Genomic DNA, 20339 nt, shown 5'->3' with positions numbered 1-20339 from the left:
TGGTCCACGGTGGTTCCTCCTGTCCGAGTGGAACCGCGTGGAAGGGACCAGCGGTGAGACGAAGAGGATTTGTGGCGGGGACGATCGGCGCGCTCTCCGGGATCGCCCTCGGTTCGGACCCGGCCCGTGCCGACGCGCCGACGCGCCGGCCAGGGGACCGGCGAACCCCACAGGACCGGCGCGCGCTCCAGGAGTGGCGGGCCGTCCCGGCGCCCGGCAGCGTCCCGGCCGCACAGCTGCGCCGCATCGCCGCGGCCGGGCCGGGAATGGCCTGGGCCGTCGGCGAGGAGAGCCTCACGGTGTCGTCACAGACGCGGGCACTGGCCATGTTCTGGAACGGCAGCACCTGGTCGAAGAGCGACCTGTCGCACTTGGACTACACCGGTCGGCTGAGCGACGTCGCCGGTGTCTGCTCCACCGCGGCCTGGAGCGTGGGCCTCCCCTCCGGGAACGCGAGCCCGCTGCTGCGCTGGGACGGGACGACCTGGCGCGAGGCCACGTTCCCGGGCAGGGGCGAGCCGGGCGTCCGGCTCGAGTCGGTGGCGGTCGGCGCCGACCGGCGGGTGTGGATCTGCGGCACCCGGGACGGCGCGGCGCGGCTGCTCCTCGGGGACGGGCGGCGGTGGCGGTGGCTGGACCCGCTGCCGGTCGCGAGCGCCAACCTGTACCGGATCGTCCTGCGCACACCGGAGGAGGTCTGGGTCAGCGGTGACCAGGCATCGGGTGGTGGCTGGTCGGGGCTCGTGGCCCGGTGGAACGGCTCCTGGACGGTGCTGCCCCCGATCGCGGGCGCCCGGCTGGGCATCGCCGACGTGCACGCGGCCGCCGCGGACGACGTATGGGCCGTGGGCACCGAGGCGGGCGTCGGCGGGCCACCGGGACGCCCCGGCAATCCCGCCCTCGCCCACTGGGACGGCACGGCGTGGACCCGGCTGCAACCAGGCTTCACCCTCGGGGCGTTGAGCGGGATCGCGGGCGACACGCAGGGCCGGGCCGCCTGGATATCGGGGTGGAACTACCAGGACCAGAGCCGCAGCACCTACTTGCGCAAAGAGGGCGCCGACTGGACCGTCGTCCGAGGCCCGGCGAGCGAGACGACGGCTCCCTACCTGAACGACGTGACGGCCATCCCCGGAACCGCGGGGTTCTGGTCGGCCGGCATGACGAACCGCTCCCCCTACCCGCCGACCGAGGCGTACACGGAACGCCTCGACGCCTGACGCCCACTGATCCGACGCCTGAGCCCGGCATGACCTGGCCCCGCGACCTCTGGCCGTGAATCGTGCTGCGCCGCGCCCCGGTCCGGCGCATTCTGGTGCCATGCCCTGGCAGTCACCGATCATCATTCATCCGCCCGCCGCCGACGGCGGCAGGCGGGTCACCGTGCGCGGACAGGACGCCGGCGTCGCGCACGGCGACCGCGACCTGGTGGAGTTCCTGCGGCGCGCGGGGCTCGGCGAGGCCGACATCGCGCTCGACGACCCGCACCTCGTCGAGTGGCGCGGCGGACCCCACGTATGGCCCGAGCCGCGGCCTCAGCCCGAGTCCCGGCCCGCACCGCGCCGAACCGAGCCGCGCCAGGACTGAGCGCCGCCACCGTCCGGCCGCGCTCCCATTCCCATACGGAGCCGATACGTCCGGCGCGGCGCGCCGTCCCGTTCCCCTGACCGGCGGAGAGGATTGCCCCGTTCGCACGACACCGATCGCGGGCCCGCGGGAGCGTACCTAGCGTTTCCGGCATCGAGGTGCATTTCAGGCGTCAGCGGAAGAAGGTCCGCGGCTGCTCCTCGGGGACCCGGAGGATCCACCATGCACGCGATACGCGTCGCTTCGGCAGCTCTGCTCACCGCCACCGTCCTGACGCTCACGGTCCCGCCCGCGTCGGCGAACGTCACGCGCGACGACACGAACAACAACATCACCTCGTTCGGCTTCCGCGTGACCCCCTCGACGGTCGCCGCGGGCGGCCAGGTCACCCTCAGCGTCGACGGCTGCGAGGGCGACACCAAGGTCACCTCCGGGATCTTCGACGACGCCCACATCCCCAAGGGGCAGTCCTCCACCACGGCCCAGGTGTTCTGGGAGGCCAAGCCCGGGGCGATGTACGAGGTGACGTTCGACTGCAAGGGCGAGACGGGCAAGACGGACCTCACCATCGCCACCGGCCGCCCCGACGGCAACAACCACCAGAACCAGAACCCCGACCAGCACCAGTACCCGAACCAGAACCCCGTCCACAAGGGCGTCAAGGCCGGCGTCGGCGGCAGCCTCGGCGGGCTCGACCTGCACGAGATCGCCCTCGGCGGCGCACTGATCGTGGGCACCCTCGCCACCGCCTACTACAAGACGCGGCGCCGCACCGGCGAAGACGGCTCCTGACCCGACACCGGCACCGCCTCGCCCCCGGGACGTCTCCAGGTCCCGGGGGCGAGGCGGTGCCACGTGCGATGCGGCGGGAGAAGGGCGGCCGGGGCGCGGAAGGGGGTCGCGCCGGGTCCGCCCGACGGGTCGGACGCGGTTCTCCGACCGGCGGATCAGATGCGGTTCTCGGACCTGCGGCGCATCCAGAACACACCGCCGCCGACCACCGCGGCGGCCACCAGGACGCCGCCGATCGCCATGTCGGTGCTTGTTGCCCCGGAGTGCGAGCTGCCGCCGAAGCCGCCGCGCACACCGCCGTGGATGACGGTGAACGCCGCCGGGCGCGTGAGGGTCTTGCCGCCGCAGTGGGCCGTGATGTCGTACGCGCCCGGCGTGGCGTGCTTGTGGACGACGGCGGTCGCGCTCGACGTGGTGCCGCCCGGGATCGGGTGCAGGTTCGTGTCGGGGAAGGCATGCGAGGTGATCTTGCCGCCGGTCTGGCAGGACGAGCCGTCGACGGTGACCGTCAGGTGCCCGCCCCGCGGGATCACGCTGGGCATCGCCACGAGGTTGGTCGGGTCGGCCCACGCGGACGCGGTCGGGGCGGCGAGCCCCACGACCGCGCCTGCCGCGGCGGCGACCGCGAGGGCACGAGTGGTACGCATACGAGAAGTACGCATGGCAATCCTCCGCGGAAAGCGCCCCGGGGGTACCGTCCCCGGTCGATCGGCGAGAGCGCCTCCCAGACTGACCCTCAGATGACGTGCGCGGACCCGCATTTCGGGGATCGGCCGTCCTGGTGAGACGACACGCCGAGCCGTGTCCGCGCGAGCGGACATCACCGCAGGTCACGGACTGTCAGAAATTTCCTTTCCGCGGGCGACCCGGATGGCGCACCGGGCGGGGGGCGCCACCCGTTCGCTCCCGCCCTTTCGCACGCCGCGCTCCACGCGCTTAGCGTTCTCGTACGCGCAACGGACGCGGCGCGCCCGCCGCGTCTGAGAGGGGATAGAGAATGCCTTCGTCCCATCCGGCCGACGAGTTCGAATTTCAGGATTCCCAGGGTTCCCAGGAGGACGAAAAGCAGAAGAAGCGCGCCCCGTGGGGCGTGATGGCGCTCGTCCTGCTGACCGGCCTCGCGCTGATCCGCAACGGATCGGGGGAATTCGACGTGGGCCCGCCGCAGCCCGCGTCCGCCGCGGCCGCCGACCGCGAGCCCGAACCGGGCCGCGACGCACCCGCGCCCCTGACCTTCTCCCCCGCCGAGCGCATCCGCATCAAGGGCATCCAGGTGGACGCGCCGGTCATGGCGGTGGGCCTGGACTCCGAGGGGTGGGTGGACGCGCCGCCACCCGAGGACTCCAATCTCGCGGGCTGGTTCACGGGCGCCGTCTCGCCGGGCGAGCAGGGCACGGCCGTGGTCGTCGGCCACGTCGACAATCAGCGGGGGCCCGCCGTCTTCTACGGCCTCGGTTCCCTCAAGAAGGGGCAGCACATCGAGGTCCGGCGCAGGGACAAGAAGACCGCGATCTTCAAGATCTACGGCATTGAGGTGTTCGACAAGAACAACTTCCCCGGAAAGCGGGTCTACGGAAACGGCGGAACTCCCGAATTGCGCGTCATCACCTGCGGCGGCGGTTTCTCCAAGCAGTCCGGATACGACGGGAACGTCGTCGTCTTCGCCCGTCTGACGGCCGTGCGCTGACACGCGGACCCGACGGGCGAAGGGCGCGTCACATCGCGTAGCGGCCGGGGACCGTGACGCGGTAGCCGGATTCGAGCAGTTCCGGAAGGTAGGTGCGCAGGGCGTCGACGCTGCCCGAGCGGTCGCCGCCCGCGTCGTGCGAGAGCACCACGACGCCGGGTCCCGCGCCCGCGCGCACGCGCCGCACGATGGCCCGCGCGCCCGGTTCGGTCCAGTCGAGGGTGTCCACGGTCCAGGCGAGCGGCTCCATGCCGAGCGCGGCGCCCAGTTGGAAGGCGTTGCGGTTCCACGCGCCGTAGGGGGCACGGAACCACGCGGGCGGCTCGCCGGTCACGTCCTCGATGACGTCGCAGGTGCGCCCGATCTGCTCGCGCATGGTGGACCGGTTCAGCTTGGGCAGCAGCGGGTGGCTCCAGGTGTGGTTGCCGATCAGGTGCCCGTCGTCGGCCATCTCGCGCAGCAGGTCCGGGTGGTCGGCGGCCATCTCCCCGCACACGAAGAACATCGCGCGGACGTCGTACTTTCGCAGCGTCCGCAGGATGGGCCGGGTGTAGCGCGGGTCGGGCCCGTCGTCGAAGGTCAGCACCATCGAGCGGTCGTGCCCGTCCATGCGCAGGATCGGTGCCTTGCGGACCCGGGGCAGGGCGCGTGCGGTACGCGGGGGGCCGTATCCCGCCATGGGCTGGAGGCGGTACGCGGAGGGCTTGAGGGGGCGACGGGCCGGTGGGCCCGCGGCGGGCGCGCCACTGGGTGCGGTGGGCCCGGGGGCGTCCGGGCCGCCCGTGGCCGTGCATCCGGCGGCCGCGGCGGCGCCGAGTGCCGCGGCGGCGCGGAGCACGAGCCGGCGCCCTGGCGTCAGCTGATCGTCTTTCATGACTAATCCGTCGCATGGCCGCAGCCCGCCGCGGATCACCAACACCGGGGCGGCCCCCGAAAGCACCCGATCAGACGCGGTGGAGGGGTCAGACGCGGCGGACCAGGGGGAAGGGCAGGGTCTCGCGGATGGTCAGGCCGGTGAGGAACATGACGAGCCGGTCCACGCCGATGCCGAGGCCTCCGGTGGGCGGCATCGCGTACTCCAGGGCGTCGAGGAAGTCCTCGTCGAGCTCCATGGCTTCGGGGTCTCCCCCGGCGGCGCGGAGCGACTGCGCGGTGAGGCGTCTGCGCTGCTCCACGGGGTCGGTCAACTCCGAGTAGGCGGTGCCCAGTTCGGTGCCGAAGGCGACGAGGTCCCAGCGTTCGGCGAGGCGCGGGTCGGTGCGGTGCCGGCGGGTGAGCGGGGAGACGTCGGTCGGGAAGTCCTTGTAGAAGGTGGGCAGCTCCGTCCGCTCCTCGACGAGACGCTCGTACATCTCGAGGACGACGTCGCCGCGGCCGTCGTCGGCCGTGTAGGGGACGTCGGCCCGGTCGCAGTGCCGGTGCAGGGCCGTCAGCGGGGTGTCCGCGCCGACCTCCTCACCGAGCGCCTCGGAGATCGCCCCGTACACGGTCTTGACCGGCCAGGGTCCGGAGATGTCGTGCTCGACGAGCTTCCCGTCGGCGCCGGCCTTGCGGGCGACCGGCGCGCCGAGGGCGGCGGTCGCGGCGTCCTGGATGAGTTCGCGGGTGAGGTCGAGCATCACGTCGTAGTCGGCGAAGGCCTGGTAGGCCTCCAACATCGTGAACTCGGGGTTGTGTTTGTACGAGACGCCTTCGTTGCGGAAGGTGCGGCCCATCTCGAAGACCTTCTCCATGCCGCCGACGCAGAGCCGCTTGAGGTACAGCTCGGGGGCGATGCGCAGGTAGAGGTCGAGGTCGTAGGCGTTGATGTGGGTGGTGAAGGGCCGGGCGTTGGCGCCGCCGTGGATCTGCTGGAGCATCGGCGTCTCGACCTCCAGGTAGCCGCGGTCCAGGAGGCCCTGGCGCAGCGCCTGTACGGCGGTGGAGCGGGCCCGGACCACCTCGCGGGCGCCGGGGCTCGCCACCAGGTCGAGATAGCGGCGGCGGACCTTCGCCTCGGGGTCGGTCAGGCCGCGCCGCTTGTCGGGCAGCGGGCGCAGGCACTTGCCGCCGAGCCGCCAGTCGGTGACGAAGACGGTCAGCTCGCCCTTGTCGCTCGCCCCGACCGTGCCGGTGGCGGTGACGTGGTCGCCGATGTCGATGCCGGCGGTGAAGCGGTCGAGCAGCGCGGTGCCCGAGGTCTGCCGGGTGAGGGCGAGCTGCCGGTCCCCCGACCAGTCGCGCAGGACGGCGAAGACGACGCCGCCGAAGTCGCGTACGAGCATGACGCGCCCCGCGACCGTCACCTGAGCGCCTGTCATGTCACGGGTGATCCCCGACAGTTCGTGGGTGCGGGGCGGCAGGCCCACGGGGTAGGGGTCCGTGCCCTCGGCACGCAGCCGGTCGAGTTTGTGGTGCCGGACGCGGATCTGCTCGGGGAGTTTCGATGCGGGGTCGGTGTCGGCGGTGCCGTCCTGCCCGGCGAGGCCGAGCGCGGCGATCGAGGGCAGGCCCTCGGTGGTCGCGGGCCGGTCGACGCCCCGGGGCCGCTGATGGCCCTTGCCCCAGAGCTTGCGCAGGGACGGCACGGAGACGAAGCCCTCGGCGATGCCGGACGCCAGGCTGATGCGGGCGAGGGCGCCGCTGTCGCCGTAACAGATGAAGCGCGGGTACCACTCGGGGTGGTACTTGGCGTTGGAGCGGTAGAGCGCTTCGAGCTGCCACCACTTGGAGAAGAACAGCAGCAGCTTGCGCCACAGGCGCAGCACGGGCCCCGCGCCGATCCGGCCGCCCTCCTCGAAGACCGAGCGGAACACGGCGAAGTTGAGGGAGATGCGGCGCACGCCGAACTTCGGTGCGGCGGCGCAGAGTTCGGCGACCATGAACTCCATGACGCCGTTCGGTGCGGTGCGGTCGCGGCGCATGACGTCGAGGGAGACGCCGTCCTTGCCCCAGGGCACCAGGGAGAGCAGGGCGAGGAGCCTGCCGTCCGCGTCGAGGGCTTCCACGAGCAGGCAGTCGCCGTCCTCGGGGTCGCCGAGGCGGTCCAGCGCCATGGAGAAGCCGCGCTCGGTCTCGGTGTCCCGCCAGGCGTCCGCCCTGTCGATGATCTCCTCCATCTCCTCGTCGGTGAGGGTGGAGTGGCGGCGGACACGGGTGGTGGCGCCGGTGCGGCGTACGCGGTTCACGGCCTGCCGGGTCACGCGCATGTCCCGGCCGTCCAGGTCGAAGCCGGCCACGTACAGGATCGCCTCGTCGCCCAGTTGCAGCGCGCCGAGCCCGCAGCGGGCGTAGGCGGTGGCGCCGTCCTCGGAGGCGCCCATCACGGCGGGGGCCCAGGCGTAGCGCCGGGCGACGTCCAGCCAGGCGCCGATCGCGTGCGGCCAGGCCTCGCGGTCGCCGACGGGGTCGCCGCTGGCCAGGCAGACGCCGGCCTCGACGCGGTAGGTGACGGCGGCCTTGCCGCTGGGCGAGAAGACGACGGCCTTGTCGCGCCGGGTCGCGAAGTAGCCGAGTGAGTCCTGGTCGCCGTAGGTGCCGAGGAGCGCGCGGATGCGGGGCTCCTCGTCGCCGTGCAGGGCGGCTTCCATGCGCTGGGAGCGGAAGAGGGTGGCGGCGGCGTTCAGGAGGGCGAGGGCGCCGAAGAGGCCGAGCCAGAAGAAGAGGGGGCGCGGCGGGGCGCCCTGGAAGTATTCGTGGCCGTGGATCAGGCCGCCGAGGACGCGGTTGGCCGCCCACAGCAGGCGCTCGTGGCGGGGCAGGGTGCCGGGGAACAGCTCGACGAGCCCCCAGCCGACCAGGACGGCGAGGCCGAGGCCCGTGAGCAGCACGGCGACGGCCCGCCACAGCGCGCCGCGGCGCGAGTCCGCGGAGAACTCCTTGCGGGCCAGGATCAGCAGGACGAAGGCGATGCCGCAGACGATGAAGGAGGGCAGCGACTCGGCCCAGTAGCCGAGTGCCGCGCCGAGCACGTCGAAGGCGAGCAGCAGCGCCAGGTAGATGACGATGAGCCACCAGGTGACCTTCTTGCGGGCGGCGGTCGCGGCGGCGAGCAGGAAGAGGAAGACGGCGTACGCGAGGTTCGCGCTGACCGGGACCGTGACGAGTTCCAGGAGGCGCATGACGGGCATGAGGAGGCGGCGCAGCGCGGGGATGAGCGCGACGACGGCGCAGAAGACGCCGAGGGCGCCGAAGAAGGCGGCGAACCCCTCCGGGACGCGGGCGAGGAGGCCTGCTCGGCGGCGGCTCGGCCCTGGGGGCCCGGTGGCCTCGGAGTTCTCCTCGCTGACACTCATGGGCACGACTCTAAGAAGCCGTGTGGCGCGGCGCGCGCCGAGCAGCCCCGGCCTCGTCGAACGCCTGCCCGCGGCCGACCCGCCCGCCTCCGTTAATCTCTCGAAGGTGAGCGAAGACCAATCCCACCACCAGTTCGAACGCGGCACCGACGGCCCCAAGGTGATCGTCGTCGGAGTCGACGGCTCCGATTCGTCGCTGCGGGCGGCGGCGTACGCCGGTGGCCTTGCCCGGCGGCAGCGGGCCCTGCTCGCCGTCGTGTACGTCCAGCCGGTACTGGCGGCGGGCGCGGCGCTCGGCGCCCCGGTCGCCGACACCACGGACGAGATCGCCGAGGGGCTCATCGCGGAGATCAGGGACGCGGCCGAGCGGGTGAAGGACATATTCGACGTCAGATGGGAGTTCCACACCTTCCGCGGCGACCCCTACAGCGGTCTCGTCTCCGCGGCGGACGAGCTGAAGGCCGACGCCGTGGTCGTCGGCGCCTCCGAGCAGGCGGGCCACCGCATCGTCGGCTCGGTCGCCGTCCGCCTGGTGAAGGCGGGCCGCTGGCCGGTCACGGTGGTGCCGTGACCGGTGGCCCCCGGTGAATGAACCCGCACGCGCGCGGGGTGTGGCGTCTTCCGTCGGGGCCGCGGCTGGGCCATCATGATCCGCCATCAGCCGACTGCCGTCCGCGAAGAGGTGGAGCTCATGGCGGGACTCCGGATGGGGCAGGGCATCCTGCGCCGCAAGCCCATCGAACACATCGAGGAGACAGAGGCGGGTGCGGGCGGCGGGCTCGTCCGTTCGCTCGGACTCTGGCAGCTCACCGCCATCGGCGTCGGCGGCATCATCGGTGCCGGCATCTTCACGCTGGCGGGCACCGTCGCCAACGAGAAGGCGGGGCCCGCGGTCTTGGTCTCGTTCCTGATCGCGGGGGTCGCGAGCGCCGCGGCGGCATTCTCGTACGCCGAGTTCGCGGGTCTCATCCCGAAGGCCGGATCCGCGTACACGTACGGCTATGTGGTCCTCGGTGAGCTCGCCGGGTGGTTCATCGGCTGGGATCTGCTCCTGGAGTACACGGCCATCGTGGCGGTGGTCGCCATCGGCATCTCCGGCTACTTCAACTTCCTCATCAACGACATGGGCGCCGAGCTGCCGAAGTGGATGCTGGGCGCCCCCGGCACCGGCGACGGGCACAAGGTCGACCTCTTCGCGGCGCTGCTGTGCCTGCTCATCGCGTATCTGCTGACGCTGGGCATCAAGAACGCGGCGCGCTTCGAGATGGTCGTCGTGGTCCTCAAGGTCCTCGTCGTGCTGCTCGTGATCGGCGTCGGGTTCTTCCACATCAACACCGGCAACTACGAGCCGTTCTTCCCCTTCGGGGTGAGCGGGGCGTTCACGGGTGCGGCGACCGTGTTCTTCGCGGTCTTCGGTTACGACGCCATGAGCACCGCCGCCGAGGAGTCCAAGGACGCCCAGCGGCACATGCCGAAGGCGATCCTCTACTCGCTCGCGATCTCGATGGTGCTGTACGTCCTGGCGTGCCTGGTCCTCACCGGCATGCAGGGGTACAAGGACATCGACCCGGAGAGCGGGTTCTCCACCGCGTTCAAGTCGGTCGGGCTCGGCGGGCTCGCGGATGTCATCGCGGTCGGCGCGATCATCGGCATCCTCACCGTGATGTTCACCTTCATGCTGGGCGTCACGCGTGTGTGGTTCGCCATGAGCCGCGACGGGCTGCTGCCCAAGTGGTTCGCGAAGACGCACGCGACCCGGCACGTGCCGACGCGCGTGACGTGGATCGTCGGGTTCGCGTCGGCCGCCATCGCCGGGTTCCTGCCGATCGGCGAGGCGGCCGAACTGACCAACATCGGCATCCTGCTGGCGTTCGTCGTGGTGTGCGTCGCGGTGATCGTGCTGCGCTACAAGCAGCCCGATCTGCCGCGCACCTTCCGCTGCCCCGGGATGCCGGTGGTGCCCGCGGTCGGGGTCGTCTTCTCCATCTGGCTGATCACGTTCCTCCAGTGGCAGACCTGGCTGCGGTTCGCCGTGTGGCTCGCGGTCGGCCTGCTCATCTACTTCGGGTACTCCTACCGGAAGTCGGAGCTGGCGAAGGCGGAGCGGAACGCCGTCGAGTAGCGCGCGCCACCTGCCCAGTAACGCGTGCTATCTGCCCATCACCAGGCCGTCCTTGGCCGCGCCCCGGCTGAGGACGACCCGGCGGATCCGGTCGCGCACCTCGCGGACGTCCGCCCCGCGGCGCAGCGCCGCGTTGAGGTGGACGATCCGGCCGGCGTCCGGGTCGAAGAGCATGGGCAGGAACTCGGCCTTGCGCACCTTCCACCGCCCGTCCGGCGTGGCCGGTGGCGCGAAGGTGAAGCGGCCGATGGAGTTCTGGTTGCCGCGCGGGTCGTGGTCGCCGTCGTGGTTGATCATGCTTCCGGCGATCTGGTCGCCCATGCCGTAGATGATCCAGGTGCCGTTGACCTTCTCGTACGCCTGCGGGACGTGGGCGTGCGTGCCGATGATCAGGTCGATGTCCGGGCGGCCCTTCTTGCGCGAACCGGTGAGCTGCTTGCCGAGGCGCAGCTGGCGCCGGTCGGGCGCGGTCTGCCACTCGGTGCCCCAGTGCAGGCTGACGACGACCACGTCGGCGCCGGCCTTCCGGGCCGCACGGGCGTCCGCGACGATCTTCTCGCGGTCGATGAGGTCGACCGTCCAGGGCTTGCCCTTCGGCATCGGGTAGCCGTTCGTGCCGTAGGTGTAGGCCAGCTGCGCGACCTTGGCGCCGCCCGCCCGCAGCCACGCCGGCTTCTTGTCCTCGGCGGCGGAGCGGGCCGAGCCCGCGTGCTTGACGCCCGCCTTGTCCAGCGCGTCCAGGGTGCGGCGCACGCCCGCCGCGCCGTCGTCCAGGGTGTGGTTGGAGGCGGTGGAGCACGAGTCGTAGCCGGTGGCCCTGAGGGCGCGGGCCACCTGGGGCGGGGACTTGAAGTCGGGGTAGCCGCTGTAGTCGCCCTTGGCCCCGTACACCGTCTCCATGTGGCAGATCGCCAGGTCGGCCTTGGCGACGACGGGTCTGGCGCCCGCCAGCATCGGCTCGAAGTCGTAGCCGTCGCCGCCCGCGTCGGCTCTGGCCTGGCGGATGATCGAGGCGTGCGGGAGGACGTCTCCGGAGGCGACGAGGGTGAAGGCACTCCGCTCGGCGGCGCCCGCACTGGCCTTGCTTCCGGCGGCCGTGCTTCCGCCGGCGGGGGTGCCGTTGGCCGGCTCCGCGGCGCAGGCGGCGGTTCCGGTGATCAGGAGGGCCGTCGTGGCGGCGGCCACGGTGTGCCGTCTCCTGGATCGGGGGGTGCGCCGTGGGGCGGTCGGGGTCCCTGTGTGCCGTGCATGCGGTGCGCGCTGCGTCATCGATCAGGCTCCGTGAAAGGGGGGAAATCAGGTCATACGAATAAATGAGCGGAGCTAACGATGAATCAAGGAGCAATGCCGACCCAGTCCCCGAAAGGGAGTCAAATCATTAGGCCCTGTGACGCGAACAACACGGGGCCGCTCACCTGCGGGGAAACCGTGGGCCGGGTCAAGCCTCCGTAAAGCGCCTTGCTCAGCACCCCCTCGGAGTAATCGGCTGTCCTCATCCGTGTTCCGGATTGGGGCGGGCCAGAGGCCGGTGACGCGCACGGACCGGAGGAAGGCGGAGCGGGATGCTGCACGAGAGCAGAGGCAACACGGAAGACCCCCAGGGCGGCGAACTGACCGTGCCCATGGCGTGGTTGTACGCCGAGTACATCGCCGACGAGCTGCTGCGCACCGGCGATCTGATGCCGCCCACGTCCTTCGAGTACCGCGCCGGACGCGACGCGCTCGCCCTGACGATCTTCCTCTCCGACAGCAGGGGCGAACTCTCCGGCATCCGGGTGATCACCCAGCTGGAGACCTGGCTCTCCCTGACGGAGTACGACCAGCTCTGGCAGGAGTGGGTGCGCGAGCGGATGGATCTGCTCTTGGAGGACGCCGCCGTCACGGGCGTGCCCAGCCCCGATCTGGACCTCGCCGAGCTGGCCTGGCGGTGGCTGGAGGAGACCGAGCTGCTCGCGCCGGACCTGGACGCGGTGCCGGGCGGCGGGGCGCTGCCGGGCGAGGAGGACGGACCGAAGGTGTGGACGCCCGCGTGGCGGCTCGGGCTGCCGCTCGGTCACCTGGCCATCCAGCTGTTCTGACGCGGGCCTTGAGTGATTCGGCGGCCCCTTGCGTAGGGGAGGGCAGGCAGCACCCCTCACCGTAAGGAACGCCATGACGCCCCTGGAGCGGCATCGCGACGCCGGCGCCTACGCGCTCGGCGTCCTGGACGAGGCGGACGCGTTCCGGTTCGAGGATCACCTCACGGGATGCCCCGCATGCCTCCTCACGCTCGACGAACTCCACTCCACAGCCCGCCAGTTGGAGCACTACGGCCGCACCGCGGAGCCCCGCCCGGTGCCCGGCCCGGATCTCCTGGACCAGACCCTCCGCGAGGTCGGCCGGCTGCACGCCGGACGGCGCAGGGGGCGGCTGTGCGCGGCCGTCCTCGCCGCCGCCCTGGCCTTCGGGGCGCCCGCCGCGGCCCTGGTGGCGGCCTCCGGGTCCGGCCCCGGGAGCGTCAGCGCGCGTGACGGCCGCAGCGGGGTCAGCGCCACGCTGACGGCCCACGACCGCGCCTGGGGGACGGAGCTGGCGCTCACCGTGCGGGACCCGGCGCGGCGGTCCCGGGTCTGCGAGCTGGTCGCCGTCGGCAAGGACGGCTCGGAGCGGACCGTCACGACCTGGCGGGCCCCCGCGCGGACCGCGCGTATCCCGGCCGCCGCCGCCCTGCGCCCGGACCGGACCGACCGCTACGAGGTGCGGACGGCGGACGGGGAGCGGCTGGTGACGTTACGGCTGTAGCGAGCCGCCATACCTACGCACTGCGCCGCCGCCCCGCACCGCTGTAGCGAGCCGCCATACCCGCGCACTGCGCCGCCGCCCCGCACCAGCGGCGGCCCCTCACTTCAGCAGCCGCGACAGCCTCCGGTCCGCCAGCGGTTTCCCGCCCGTCTGGCACGTCGGGCAGTACTGCAGGGAGGAGTCGGCGAAGGACACCTCCCGGATCGTGTCGCCGCACACGGGGCACGGCTCGCCGGTGCGGCCGTGGACGCGCAGGCCGCTCTTCTTCTCCGCCTTGAGACGGCCCGCCGCCACACCGCGCGAGCGCTCCACCGCCTCGGTCAGCGTCTCCCGAAGCGCCCGGTGCAGCCCGTGGATCTCCTCCTTCGTGAGGCTCGACGTCAGCTTGAAGGGGGACATGCGGGCCGCGTGCAGGATCTCGTCGCTGTAGGCGTTGCCGATCCCGGCGATCAGACTCTGGTCGCGCAGCGCCCCCTTGATCTGCCGCCGCTCTCCCGCGAGGAGCCCGGCGAACCGCTCCTCGTCGAAGTCCGGGGCGAGCGGGTCGGGGCCGAGGCGGGCGATGCCAGGGATCTCCCGCGGCGCCTCGGTGACGTACACCGCGAGGCGCTTTTGGGTGCCGGCCTCCGTGAGGTCGAAGCCCTCCCCCGTCTCCAGGGCGACGCGCAGCGCGAGGGGGCCCTTGCCGGGGCGCGGGGTGCCGTCGGGGAGCGGGTCCTTCCACCGCAGCCAGCCGGCGCGGGCGAGGTGGGTGACGAGGTGCAGCCCGTCCGCGTCGATGTCCAGGAACTTGCCGTGCCGGGTCACGGCCGTGACGGTGCGGCCTTCGAGGGCGGCGGGCGCGGGGTCGTACGTCTTGAGGACGCTCACGGCGAGAGGCAGCACGCGCACGATCTCGCGGCCGACCAGCTGGTCCGTCAGAAAGCCCGTCAGGGCCTCGACTTCGGGTAGTTCCGGCATGGCTCTCCCTCAGGCTCTCAGGCCCGTCCGTTGCTCGCGGAGACGATGAACTCGCACCACACGCACTTGCCGCCGCCGCGCGCGTCCACGCCCCACACGTCCGCCAGCCGGTCCACGAGCAGCAGCCCGCGGCCCGACACGCCGTCCTCGCCCGCCTCCCGGCGGCACGGCAGGGCGCTCGACGAGTCCTCCACGTCGACGCGCAGCCGCCGGTCGGGGCCGCTCAGGACGCGCAGGGTCACGATCGCGGAGCCGTCGGTGTGCATCAGCGCGTTGGTGATCATCTCGTCGGCGACCAGCTCGATCTCGTCGGCGCGCTCGCCCGCTCCCCAGGCGCGCACCGCGGCCCTGATCATGTGCCGGGCCTCGGCGAGCGCTTCCGGGTCGCTCGGCGCCACGTGCTGCTGGAGGCGGCCGCCCGGGCGGGGCGCGTCGGTCATGCGGCGGCGCAGCAGGAGCAGCGCGGCGTCGTCGTCGCCGCCCCGGCCGTCGACGATGCCGCAGAGCCGGTCGGCGAGCTTCGACAGGTCGCGGGGGCCGGAGGCGGCGAGTTCGGACAGGGCCCGCATGCCGTCGTCGAGGTCGGCACCCGGCACTTCGACGAGGCCGTCGGTGCAGAGCAACAGGGTCTGGCCCGGCTCGAGTTCGAGGGAGGTGACGGGGTAGGCGAGCCGCCCGAACTCGGCGGAGAGGCCGAGCGGGAGTCCGCCGTCGACGGGCACGCGGCGGCAGGAGCCGTCGGTGAGCTTCAGGAGCGGGTCGAGGTGGCCGGCCCGCACGAACTGCACCACGCCGGTCGCCAGGTCGGCCTCCGCGTACAGGCAGGTGGCGAAGCGCTCGGTGTCCAGCTCGTGCAGGAAGACGGAGGCGCGGGCCATGACGGCGGCGGGCGTGTGCCCCTCGGTGGCGTAGGCGCGCAGCACGATGCGGAGCTGGCCCATGACGGCGGCGGCGTGCGTGTCGTGGCCCTGGACGTCGCCGATGACGGCGCCGACGCGGCCGCCCGGCAGCGGGATCACGTCGTACCAGTCGCCGCCGATGTCCCGGCCGAGCGCCGCCGAGCGGTAGCGGACGGCGATCTCCGCGCCCGGCACGCCGGGGATGGTGCGCGGCAGCATGGCCTGCTGGAGGCCCTGGGCGAGGTCCTTCTCCTGCTCGTAGAACATGGCGCGCTGGAGGCTCTGCGCGATGCTGCTGCCGAGTGCGACCAGGACGTTGCGCTCCTCCACGGTGAAGCCGGTCTTGTCCTGGTAGAGCAGGCCGAGCGCGCCGATGGGCCGGGCCTGGGCGATCAGGGGGAGGTACGCGGCCGAGGTGATGCCCAGGTCGGTGATGTGCGGCCACAGCAGGGGGTAGGAGTCGGCGAAGTCCTCGGCGCTCTCGATGTAGCGCGGCGCGAGGGTGCGCACGACCTCGCTCATCGGGTACTCCTCGTCGATGCGGGTCACCCGGGTGCCCGGCACGAAGCTGCCCACGGGCCCCTCGGCGACCAGCCGGATCCGCCCGGCCTCGACCAGGCCCATGACGAGGTTGGACGCCCCCAGGTGCGCGAGACCGTGGGTGTCCTTGAGCACGTCGATGACGTCCTGCACGGTGCGGGCGTGCGCCAGGGCGGCCGTGGTGCCCTGGACGATGCTGGTCCTGCGGCGCCGCTCGGCCTCCTCGTCGACACGCTCCCGTACGGCGGGCGGGCTGTCGCCCAGCTCGCGGGTGGCGTCCCTGACGATGCCCACGATGCGGCGGGGGCGGCCCGTGGCGTCGCGCCGGATGCAGCCGTTCGTGTGGGTCCAGCGCAGTGTGCCGCTGCGGCAGCGCACCCGGAAGTAGGCGCCGTAGGTCGCGCTGCCGTCCTTCAGGGCGTGCGAGACGATCTGGTCGAGGCGGTGCGCCTCCGCGGTCGGGACGCGGGCGGCGAGGCTGTCGGGCCGGCCGTCGTACTCGTCGGGGCGTACGTCGAAGACCTCGTGGGCGGTGGCGTCCATGCGCATCAGGCCCGTGTCGAGGTCCCAGTCGAAGCAGCCCATGCGCAGCGCGGCCCCGTACAGCTCCATGAAACAGCCGGCCGGCTCCCCGGCCGGCTGTCCACAGCGGCAGTGCCCCGTCGGGCCGTGCCCACAGGTACCCGCGTCCATGGGGCCACGCTAGGCGGAGCCCCCGGCGCGCGCATGTGGGGGAAGCGGCGGGCGGGGGCGCCGGACGGCCCGTGCTACGCCGTCTCGGCGACCTTGCCCTGCATCCGGGTCGCCACCTCCGTCCACATCTCGGCGCTCTCACCGGCGAGGTAGGCGACGACTCCCCGGCAGTGCGGCGGCACCTTGTCGATGATCTGGTCCCACTCCTCCATGCTGATCGTGTGGATGTTGAGCAGCCGCAGCAGCGTGCGGCCGACCTCGCTGAAGCGCAGCGCCGGGTCCGCCTTGAGGCGTTTGACGGCGGCGGCGCGGTCCTGGGCCGCGTCCCTGTCGGGCACGGCCGAGGGACGCATCCGGGGAGCCACGACGCGCTCCCCCGTGCCCGGCTGCCTGCCGCGCCGCACCACCGGGTCCTCGCCGCGCATCATGCGGTTGCGCACGTCCCGTACCGTCTCGGGCGAGATGGACGCGACGCGGGCGACCTGGCGCAGCGACAGGGCGGGGTTCTGGGCGATCAGCTCGCTGGCGAGCCTGCGCCCCTCGGCGCCGTTGATGGGCCGCACGCGGCCGTCGTGGCCGATCCTGCTGCCGTCCCCCGCTCTGTTGCCGGGCTCCCGTCTGCGGATGTCCGCCACGGTGCCCGGGGCGATCCCGCTGACCGAGGCGATCATCCGGTCGGACCACTGCGGGTGGGTGGCGATGATGCGCGCGGCCGCGCGCTTGCGGTCCGCCGTCGTCAGCGGCAGGCCGTGGGTGACGTTCGACTCGACGGCGAGGACGAAGGCGTCGTCCTCGGCCCCGTCGAAGTACTTCACCGCGATCTTGCGCGCGCCGCGCAGCTCGGCGGCGCGCAGCCGGTGCAGGCCGTCGATGACCCGCATCGTGGGTCGGTGCACGGTGATGGGCGGCAGCGGGGTCTCCACGACCGCCAGCGCCTCCACGTGGTCCGGGTCCACTCCGGACGTACGCGGTGAATCCGCCGTCGACAGCGAGCCGATCTCGACCTCGACGACCATTAGTTGGTCGAACTGTTCGTGCCCCGGTGTTGCCAACTCAACTCCCCCTCAAGCTCTGATGTCCCCCGTGGGTGTGCGTCCCGGCACACTGGGACGACCCACACCGCATCGCCGCGCCCCTCCCGCGGCCGCCGGGCCGAACCGGCTGGGCCGCGTCTCCCGGATGGGTCGCGTCGATGGATCGCGTGGGTCGCGCCTCGTACGCGTCCGCCCTTCGTCGAGGGCCCCTGAAGTGAATGCGCTGCGCGCCCCGCAGACGTCGTTCTCCCGGATTGCACGGCGTGTTCTTTCCGGATGTACGGCGCAGGGGCGCAGCGCGCAGGTGTGCGCCCTCTCCGTCTTCCCTCACCGGACGGTCTTTCTCGACCGATGAAACCGGGTCGAACCTTTCGCCGGATGTGCGATCGTGGGGGAAATTCCCCGCCGACCGGACACACTTACCCTAACAACGCGCTTTCGGTGCTGGTACCCCTCACTAATAGCGCGCTCACAGGTTCCGCCACCCCTATTCACCCCTACTGGCCCGCACTTCGGCCGGCGGCCGTGCGGGCGAGCGGCCGACCAGCGGCGACAGCCGGGCGATGGCGTCGGCCACCTCGTCGATCTCCGGCCGTGTCAGGGCCTGGTCGCCGTCGCAGAGCGCGGTTCCGGGGTCCGGGTGTACGTCGATCATGACGCCGTCGGCGCCCGCGGCGAGGGCGGCGCGGGTGAGCGGGAGCACGAGGTCCCTGCGGCCCCCGGAGTGCGAGGGGTCCACGATCACCGGCAGGTGGGAGAGGCGCTGGACGACCGGCACCGCGCTGATGTCCAGGGTGTTGCGGGTGGCGGTCTCGAAGGTGCGGATGCCGCGCTCGCACAGCACGATGTCGAGGTTGCCGCGCTGCGCGATGTACTCGGCGGCCATCAGCCACTCCTCGATCGTGGCGCCGAAGCCGCGCTTGAGCAGTACCGGCATGCCGGCCGCGCCCACCTCCTGGAGCAGGGCGAAGTTGTGCATGTTGCGGGTGCCGATCTGGAGCATGTCGGCGTAAGGGGCGACCAGTTCGACGCCGGCCGGGTCGATGACCTCGGTGACGAGCGGCAGTCCGGTCTCGGCCTTGACGTCGGCGAGGATGCGCAGCCCGCTCTCGCCGAGGCCCTGGTAGGCGTAGGGGGAGGTGCGGGGTTTGAAGGCGCCGCCCCGCAGCAGCGAGGCGCCGGCCGCCTTGGCCAGCAGGGCGGCGGCGAGGGTCTGCGAGGGGGTCTCCACGGCGCAGGGGCCCGCGATGACGGTCAGGGTGTCGGGGCCGATGGGCACGCCCGCGACGGTGACCACGGTCCTGTCGACGTGGTGCTCGCGGCTGACCAGTTTGTACGGCACCGAGATCCGCACGACGTCCAGGACCCCGCGCAGGTGCGCCAGGTTGAGGGCGGCGAAGGCGTCCACGTCCCCCACGAGACCGACGATGGTGCGGGTCACACCGCGGCTGACGAACGCGTCCCCGCCCGCCGTACGCACCAGTTCGACGACTGCGTCCACGTCCTTCTGTGTGGCCTCCGGGGCCATCACGACGACCAAGGGGTCCTCCTCGGGGAATTCCCGTGTGAATGGATCAGCGGCTGGAGCGGAATGGATTGAACGAGCGGAACGGAGTTCATTCGGTGATGTCCGGGGGATTCATCGCCGTCGCCGTACCACCGTAGAAGTGCGGTGGATTTTCCTCAACGAAGTCCCGTGCCGTTGTCCAACTGCGCAATATCCATTCCGTGTCCGCCGATGTGGTCCGGCGGCGCGGGAAAGGCGACTTCCACCGCGAGTCCGCCTCCCGCGCGGGCCCGTGCGCTGATCCCGGCCTCGTGGGCGACGGCGACGGCGTGGACGATCGCCAGACCGAGCCCGTGGCCCTCGCTCGCGGTGCGGCCGAGCCGCTGGAAGGGTTCGAAGAGCCGCTCCACCTGCTCGGGCGGTACCGGCGGCCCGGAGTTGGCCACGGTGACGACGGCGCGGCCGCCCCGGGTGCGGGTGGCGATCTCCAGGTGCCCGCCGGGGGTGTTGTGGCGTACGGCGTTGTCGACGAGGTGGGCCAGCAGGCTCTGGACGAGGACGGGGTCGCCCACGGCGGCCGCGGGCCCGATCACCGGTTCGGCGCGCAGCTCCCGCCGTTCGATCTCCGGGCGCGCGGCGTGCAGGACCCACTCGGCGATGAGGGAGACGTCCAGCGGCTCCCTGTGGTCCAGGCCGTGCTGGCTGCTGGAGAGGGTGAGCAGCGACTCCAGGAGCCGGGCCTGCTGTTCGCTGATCGCCAGGAGGCGTTCGAAGTTCGCCCGGAACGATTCGGTGGTGGCCTCGCGGTCGATCAGGGACTCTTCGAGCAGCGCGTGTTCCAGGGTGAGCGGCGTGCGCAGTTCGTGGGCCGCGTTGGCGACGAAACGCCGGTGGGAGTCGAGCGCCTCGTCGAGCCGGCCGAGGAGTCCGTCGACGGTGTCGGCGAGGACCTTCAGCTCGTCGGCGGGGCCCCGTACGGCCAGCCGCTCGTGGATGTTGTGCGCGGAGATGCGCCGGATGGTGCCGGTCATCGTACGCAGCGGGCGCAGGGCCCGCCCGGCGACGAGCCAGCCGAGCGCGGCGGAGACGACGACCATGAGGGCCAGGGCGATCCCGGACTGGACGAGCAGCTGTCGCAGGGCGGCGCGGCGCTGGCGGTCCGCCTGCTCGCGCAGTTGCTCCGCCAGGTCACCGGGGGCGAGGGGGGCCTGGGCGCCGGGGACGCCGTCCCCGACGGGGGTGCCGCCCGGGGCGGTGCGGAGTTCGCCGTCCGCGCCCCCGACGAGGAGGTCGCCGCCGGGTGCGCGGGCGACCAGCACATAGGTGATGGCGAGCAGGATCGCCCCGGAGACCAGGAACAGCGCGCCGTACAGCAGCGTCAGGCGTACGCCCACCCGGCGGGGCGTCAGACGGCGCCGGGCCGCGGGTGCCAGGGTGGCGAGCGAGGGCAGGCGCATGGGTCC

General features: G+C 72.4%; 17 protein-coding genes. 8 read left to right on the top strand and 9 right to left on the bottom strand.

Annotation, left to right across the window (positions count from 1 at the left end; genetic code table 11):
- Positions 1–53: 53 nt before the first annotated feature.
- The 3 genes from DMA15_RS34245 to DMA15_RS34235 all read left to right on the top strand — a co-directional run bounded on the left by DMA15_RS34245 (position 54) and on the right by DMA15_RS34235 (position 2379).
- Positions 54–1220, top strand: coding sequence for a hypothetical protein (locus DMA15_RS34245; protein WP_240660086.1), 1167 nt, complete (start codon positions 54–56; stop codon positions 1218–1220).
- Positions 1221–1320: 100 nt separating this feature from the next.
- A complete protein-coding gene (locus tag DMA15_RS34240) occupies positions 1321–1587 on the top strand; it encodes a hypothetical protein (RefSeq protein ID WP_125516543.1) in 267 nt (88 codons plus the stop codon).
- Between the two features lie 222 nt (positions 1588–1809).
- Positions 1810–2379, top strand: a complete 570-nt coding sequence (locus tag DMA15_RS34235) for a hypothetical protein (protein ID WP_125516542.1) — start codon at positions 1810–1812, stop codon at positions 2377–2379.
- Positions 2380–2534: 155 nt separating this feature from the next.
- Here DMA15_RS34235 and DMA15_RS34230 read toward each other — a convergent pair whose 3' ends face one another.
- A complete protein-coding gene (locus DMA15_RS34230; RefSeq protein ID WP_125516541.1) occupies positions 2535–3026 on the bottom strand; it encodes a hypothetical protein in 492 nt (163 codons plus the stop codon).
- Between the two features lie 350 nt (positions 3027–3376).
- On the opposite strand from DMA15_RS34230, the gene DMA15_RS34225 reads away from it, so the two are divergent.
- Entirely contained in the window at positions 3377–4066 is a 690-nt protein-coding gene (locus tag DMA15_RS34225; RefSeq protein ID WP_125516540.1) for a class F sortase, read from the top strand.
- Between the two features lie 28 nt (positions 4067–4094).
- Here the strand turns inward: DMA15_RS34225 and DMA15_RS34220 are convergent, their stop codons facing one another.
- Positions 4095–4940: a polysaccharide deacetylase family protein gene (locus DMA15_RS34220; RefSeq protein ID WP_125516539.1), complete on the bottom strand. Its 846-nt coding sequence runs from the start codon at positions 4938–4940 to the stop codon at positions 4095–4097.
- Between the two features lie 88 nt (positions 4941–5028).
- Positions 5029–8340 carry a bifunctional lysylphosphatidylglycerol synthetase/lysine--tRNA ligase LysX gene (gene lysX, locus DMA15_RS34215; RefSeq protein WP_125516538.1) on the bottom strand — a complete coding sequence of 1104 codons (3312 nt, stop codon included), beginning with the start codon at positions 8338–8340 and terminating at the stop codon, positions 5029–5031.
- Between the two features lie 106 nt (positions 8341–8446).
- Here lysX and DMA15_RS34210 point away from each other — a divergent pair, with 106 nt between their 5' ends.
- Positions 8447–8911 carry a universal stress protein gene (locus DMA15_RS34210; RefSeq protein ID WP_125516537.1) on the top strand — a complete coding sequence of 155 codons (465 nt, stop codon included), beginning with the start codon at positions 8447–8449 and terminating at the stop codon, positions 8909–8911.
- A gap of 120 nt (positions 8912–9031) precedes the next feature.
- A complete protein-coding gene (locus tag DMA15_RS34205; RefSeq protein WP_125516536.1) occupies positions 9032–10462 on the top strand; it encodes an amino acid permease in 1431 nt (476 codons plus the stop codon).
- Positions 10463–10489: 27 nt separating this feature from the next.
- On the opposite strand, the gene DMA15_RS34200 is transcribed toward DMA15_RS34205, so the two are convergent.
- Positions 10490–11647 carry a CapA family protein gene (locus tag DMA15_RS34200; RefSeq protein ID WP_240660085.1) on the bottom strand — a complete coding sequence of 386 codons (1158 nt, stop codon included), beginning with the start codon at positions 11645–11647 and terminating at the stop codon, positions 10490–10492.
- A gap of 377 nt (positions 11648–12024) precedes the next feature.
- Between DMA15_RS34200 and DMA15_RS34195 the strand changes: the two genes are divergently transcribed.
- Together DMA15_RS34195 and DMA15_RS34190 are read left to right on the top strand one after the other, a co-directional pair.
- Positions 12025–12540 carry a hypothetical protein gene (locus DMA15_RS34195; RefSeq protein WP_125516534.1) on the top strand — a complete coding sequence of 172 codons (516 nt, stop codon included), beginning with the start codon at positions 12025–12027 and terminating at the stop codon, positions 12538–12540.
- Positions 12541–12613: 73 nt separating this feature from the next.
- Positions 12614–13243, top strand: coding sequence for a zf-HC2 domain-containing protein (locus tag DMA15_RS34190; protein ID WP_125516533.1), 630 nt, complete (start codon positions 12614–12616; stop codon positions 13241–13243).
- A 99-nt stretch (positions 13244–13342) separates the two neighbouring features.
- Here the strand turns inward: DMA15_RS34190 and DMA15_RS34185 are convergent, their stop codons facing one another.
- The 5 genes from DMA15_RS34185 to DMA15_RS34165 all read right to left on the bottom strand — a co-directional run bounded on the left by DMA15_RS34185 (position 13343) and on the right by DMA15_RS34165 (position 20333).
- A complete protein-coding gene (locus DMA15_RS34185) occupies positions 13343–14203 on the bottom strand; it encodes a DNA-formamidopyrimidine glycosylase family protein (protein ID WP_125516532.1) in 861 nt (286 codons plus the stop codon).
- A 17-nt stretch (positions 14204–14220) separates the two neighbouring features.
- Positions 14221–16254, bottom strand: a complete 2034-nt coding sequence (locus DMA15_RS34180) for a SpoIIE family protein phosphatase (RefSeq protein WP_240660329.1) — start codon at positions 16252–16254, stop codon at positions 14221–14223.
- Positions 16255–16409: 155 nt separating this feature from the next.
- Entirely contained in the window at positions 16410–17387 is a 978-nt protein-coding gene (locus DMA15_RS34175; protein WP_240660084.1) for a ParB/RepB/Spo0J family partition protein, read from the bottom strand.
- 469 nt (positions 17388–17856) lie between these two features.
- Positions 17857–18900: a 3-deoxy-7-phosphoheptulonate synthase gene (aroF, locus tag DMA15_RS34170; RefSeq protein WP_240660327.1), complete on the bottom strand. Its 1044-nt coding sequence runs from the start codon at positions 18898–18900 to the stop codon at positions 17857–17859.
- A 152-nt stretch (positions 18901–19052) separates the two neighbouring features.
- Positions 19053–20333 carry an ATP-binding protein gene (locus tag DMA15_RS34165; protein WP_125516529.1) on the bottom strand — a complete coding sequence of 427 codons (1281 nt, stop codon included), beginning with the start codon at positions 20331–20333 and terminating at the stop codon, positions 19053–19055.
- Positions 20334–20339 lie beyond the last annotated feature (6 nt).

Source organism: Streptomyces sp. WAC 01529 (assembly GCF_003945545.1).
GTDB classification, from domain to species: Bacteria; Actinomycetota; Actinomycetes; order Streptomycetales; family Streptomycetaceae; genus Streptomyces; species Streptomyces anatolicus.
Note: the sequence above shows the minus strand (reverse complement) of the source record. Positions and strands in the feature narration are given on the sequence as shown.

Bases quoted from the DNA above. Each gene is read 5' to 3' on its own strand.
- DMA15_RS34240 (WP_125516543.1), top strand. From the start codon at position 1,321: ATGCCCTGGCAGTCACCGATCATCATTCATCCGCCCGCCGCCGACGGC.
- DMA15_RS34235 (WP_125516542.1), top strand. From the start codon at position 1,810: ATGCACGCGATACGCGTCGCTTCGGCAGCTCTGCTCACCGCCACCGTC.
- DMA15_RS34230 (WP_125516541.1), bottom strand. From the start codon at position 3,026: ATGCGTACCACTCGTGCCCTCGCGGTCGCCGCCGCGGCAGGCGCGGTC.
- DMA15_RS34225 (WP_125516540.1), top strand. From the start codon at position 3,377: ATGCCTTCGTCCCATCCGGCCGACGAGTTCGAATTTCAGGATTCCCAG.
- DMA15_RS34220 (WP_125516539.1), bottom strand. From the start codon at position 4,940: ATGAAAGACGATCAGCTGACGCCAGGGCGCCGGCTCGTGCTCCGCGCC.
- lysX (WP_125516538.1), bottom strand. From the start codon at position 8,340: ATGAGTGTCAGCGAGGAGAACTCCGAGGCCACCGGGCCCCCAGGGCCG.
- DMA15_RS34205 (WP_125516536.1), top strand. From the start codon at position 9,032: ATGGCGGGACTCCGGATGGGGCAGGGCATCCTGCGCCGCAAGCCCATC.
- DMA15_RS34195 (WP_125516534.1), top strand. From the start codon at position 12,025: ATGCTGCACGAGAGCAGAGGCAACACGGAAGACCCCCAGGGCGGCGAA.
- DMA15_RS34190 (WP_125516533.1), top strand. From the start codon at position 12,614: ATGACGCCCCTGGAGCGGCATCGCGACGCCGGCGCCTACGCGCTCGGC.
- DMA15_RS34185 (WP_125516532.1), bottom strand. From the start codon at position 14,203: ATGCCGGAACTACCCGAAGTCGAGGCCCTGACGGGCTTTCTGACGGAC.
- DMA15_RS34180 (WP_240660329.1), bottom strand. From the start codon at position 16,254: ATGGAGCTGTACGGGGCCGCGCTGCGCATGGGCTGCTTCGACTGGGAC.
- DMA15_RS34165 (WP_125516529.1), bottom strand. From the start codon at position 20,333: ATGCGCCTGCCCTCGCTCGCCACCCTGGCACCCGCGGCCCGGCGCCGT.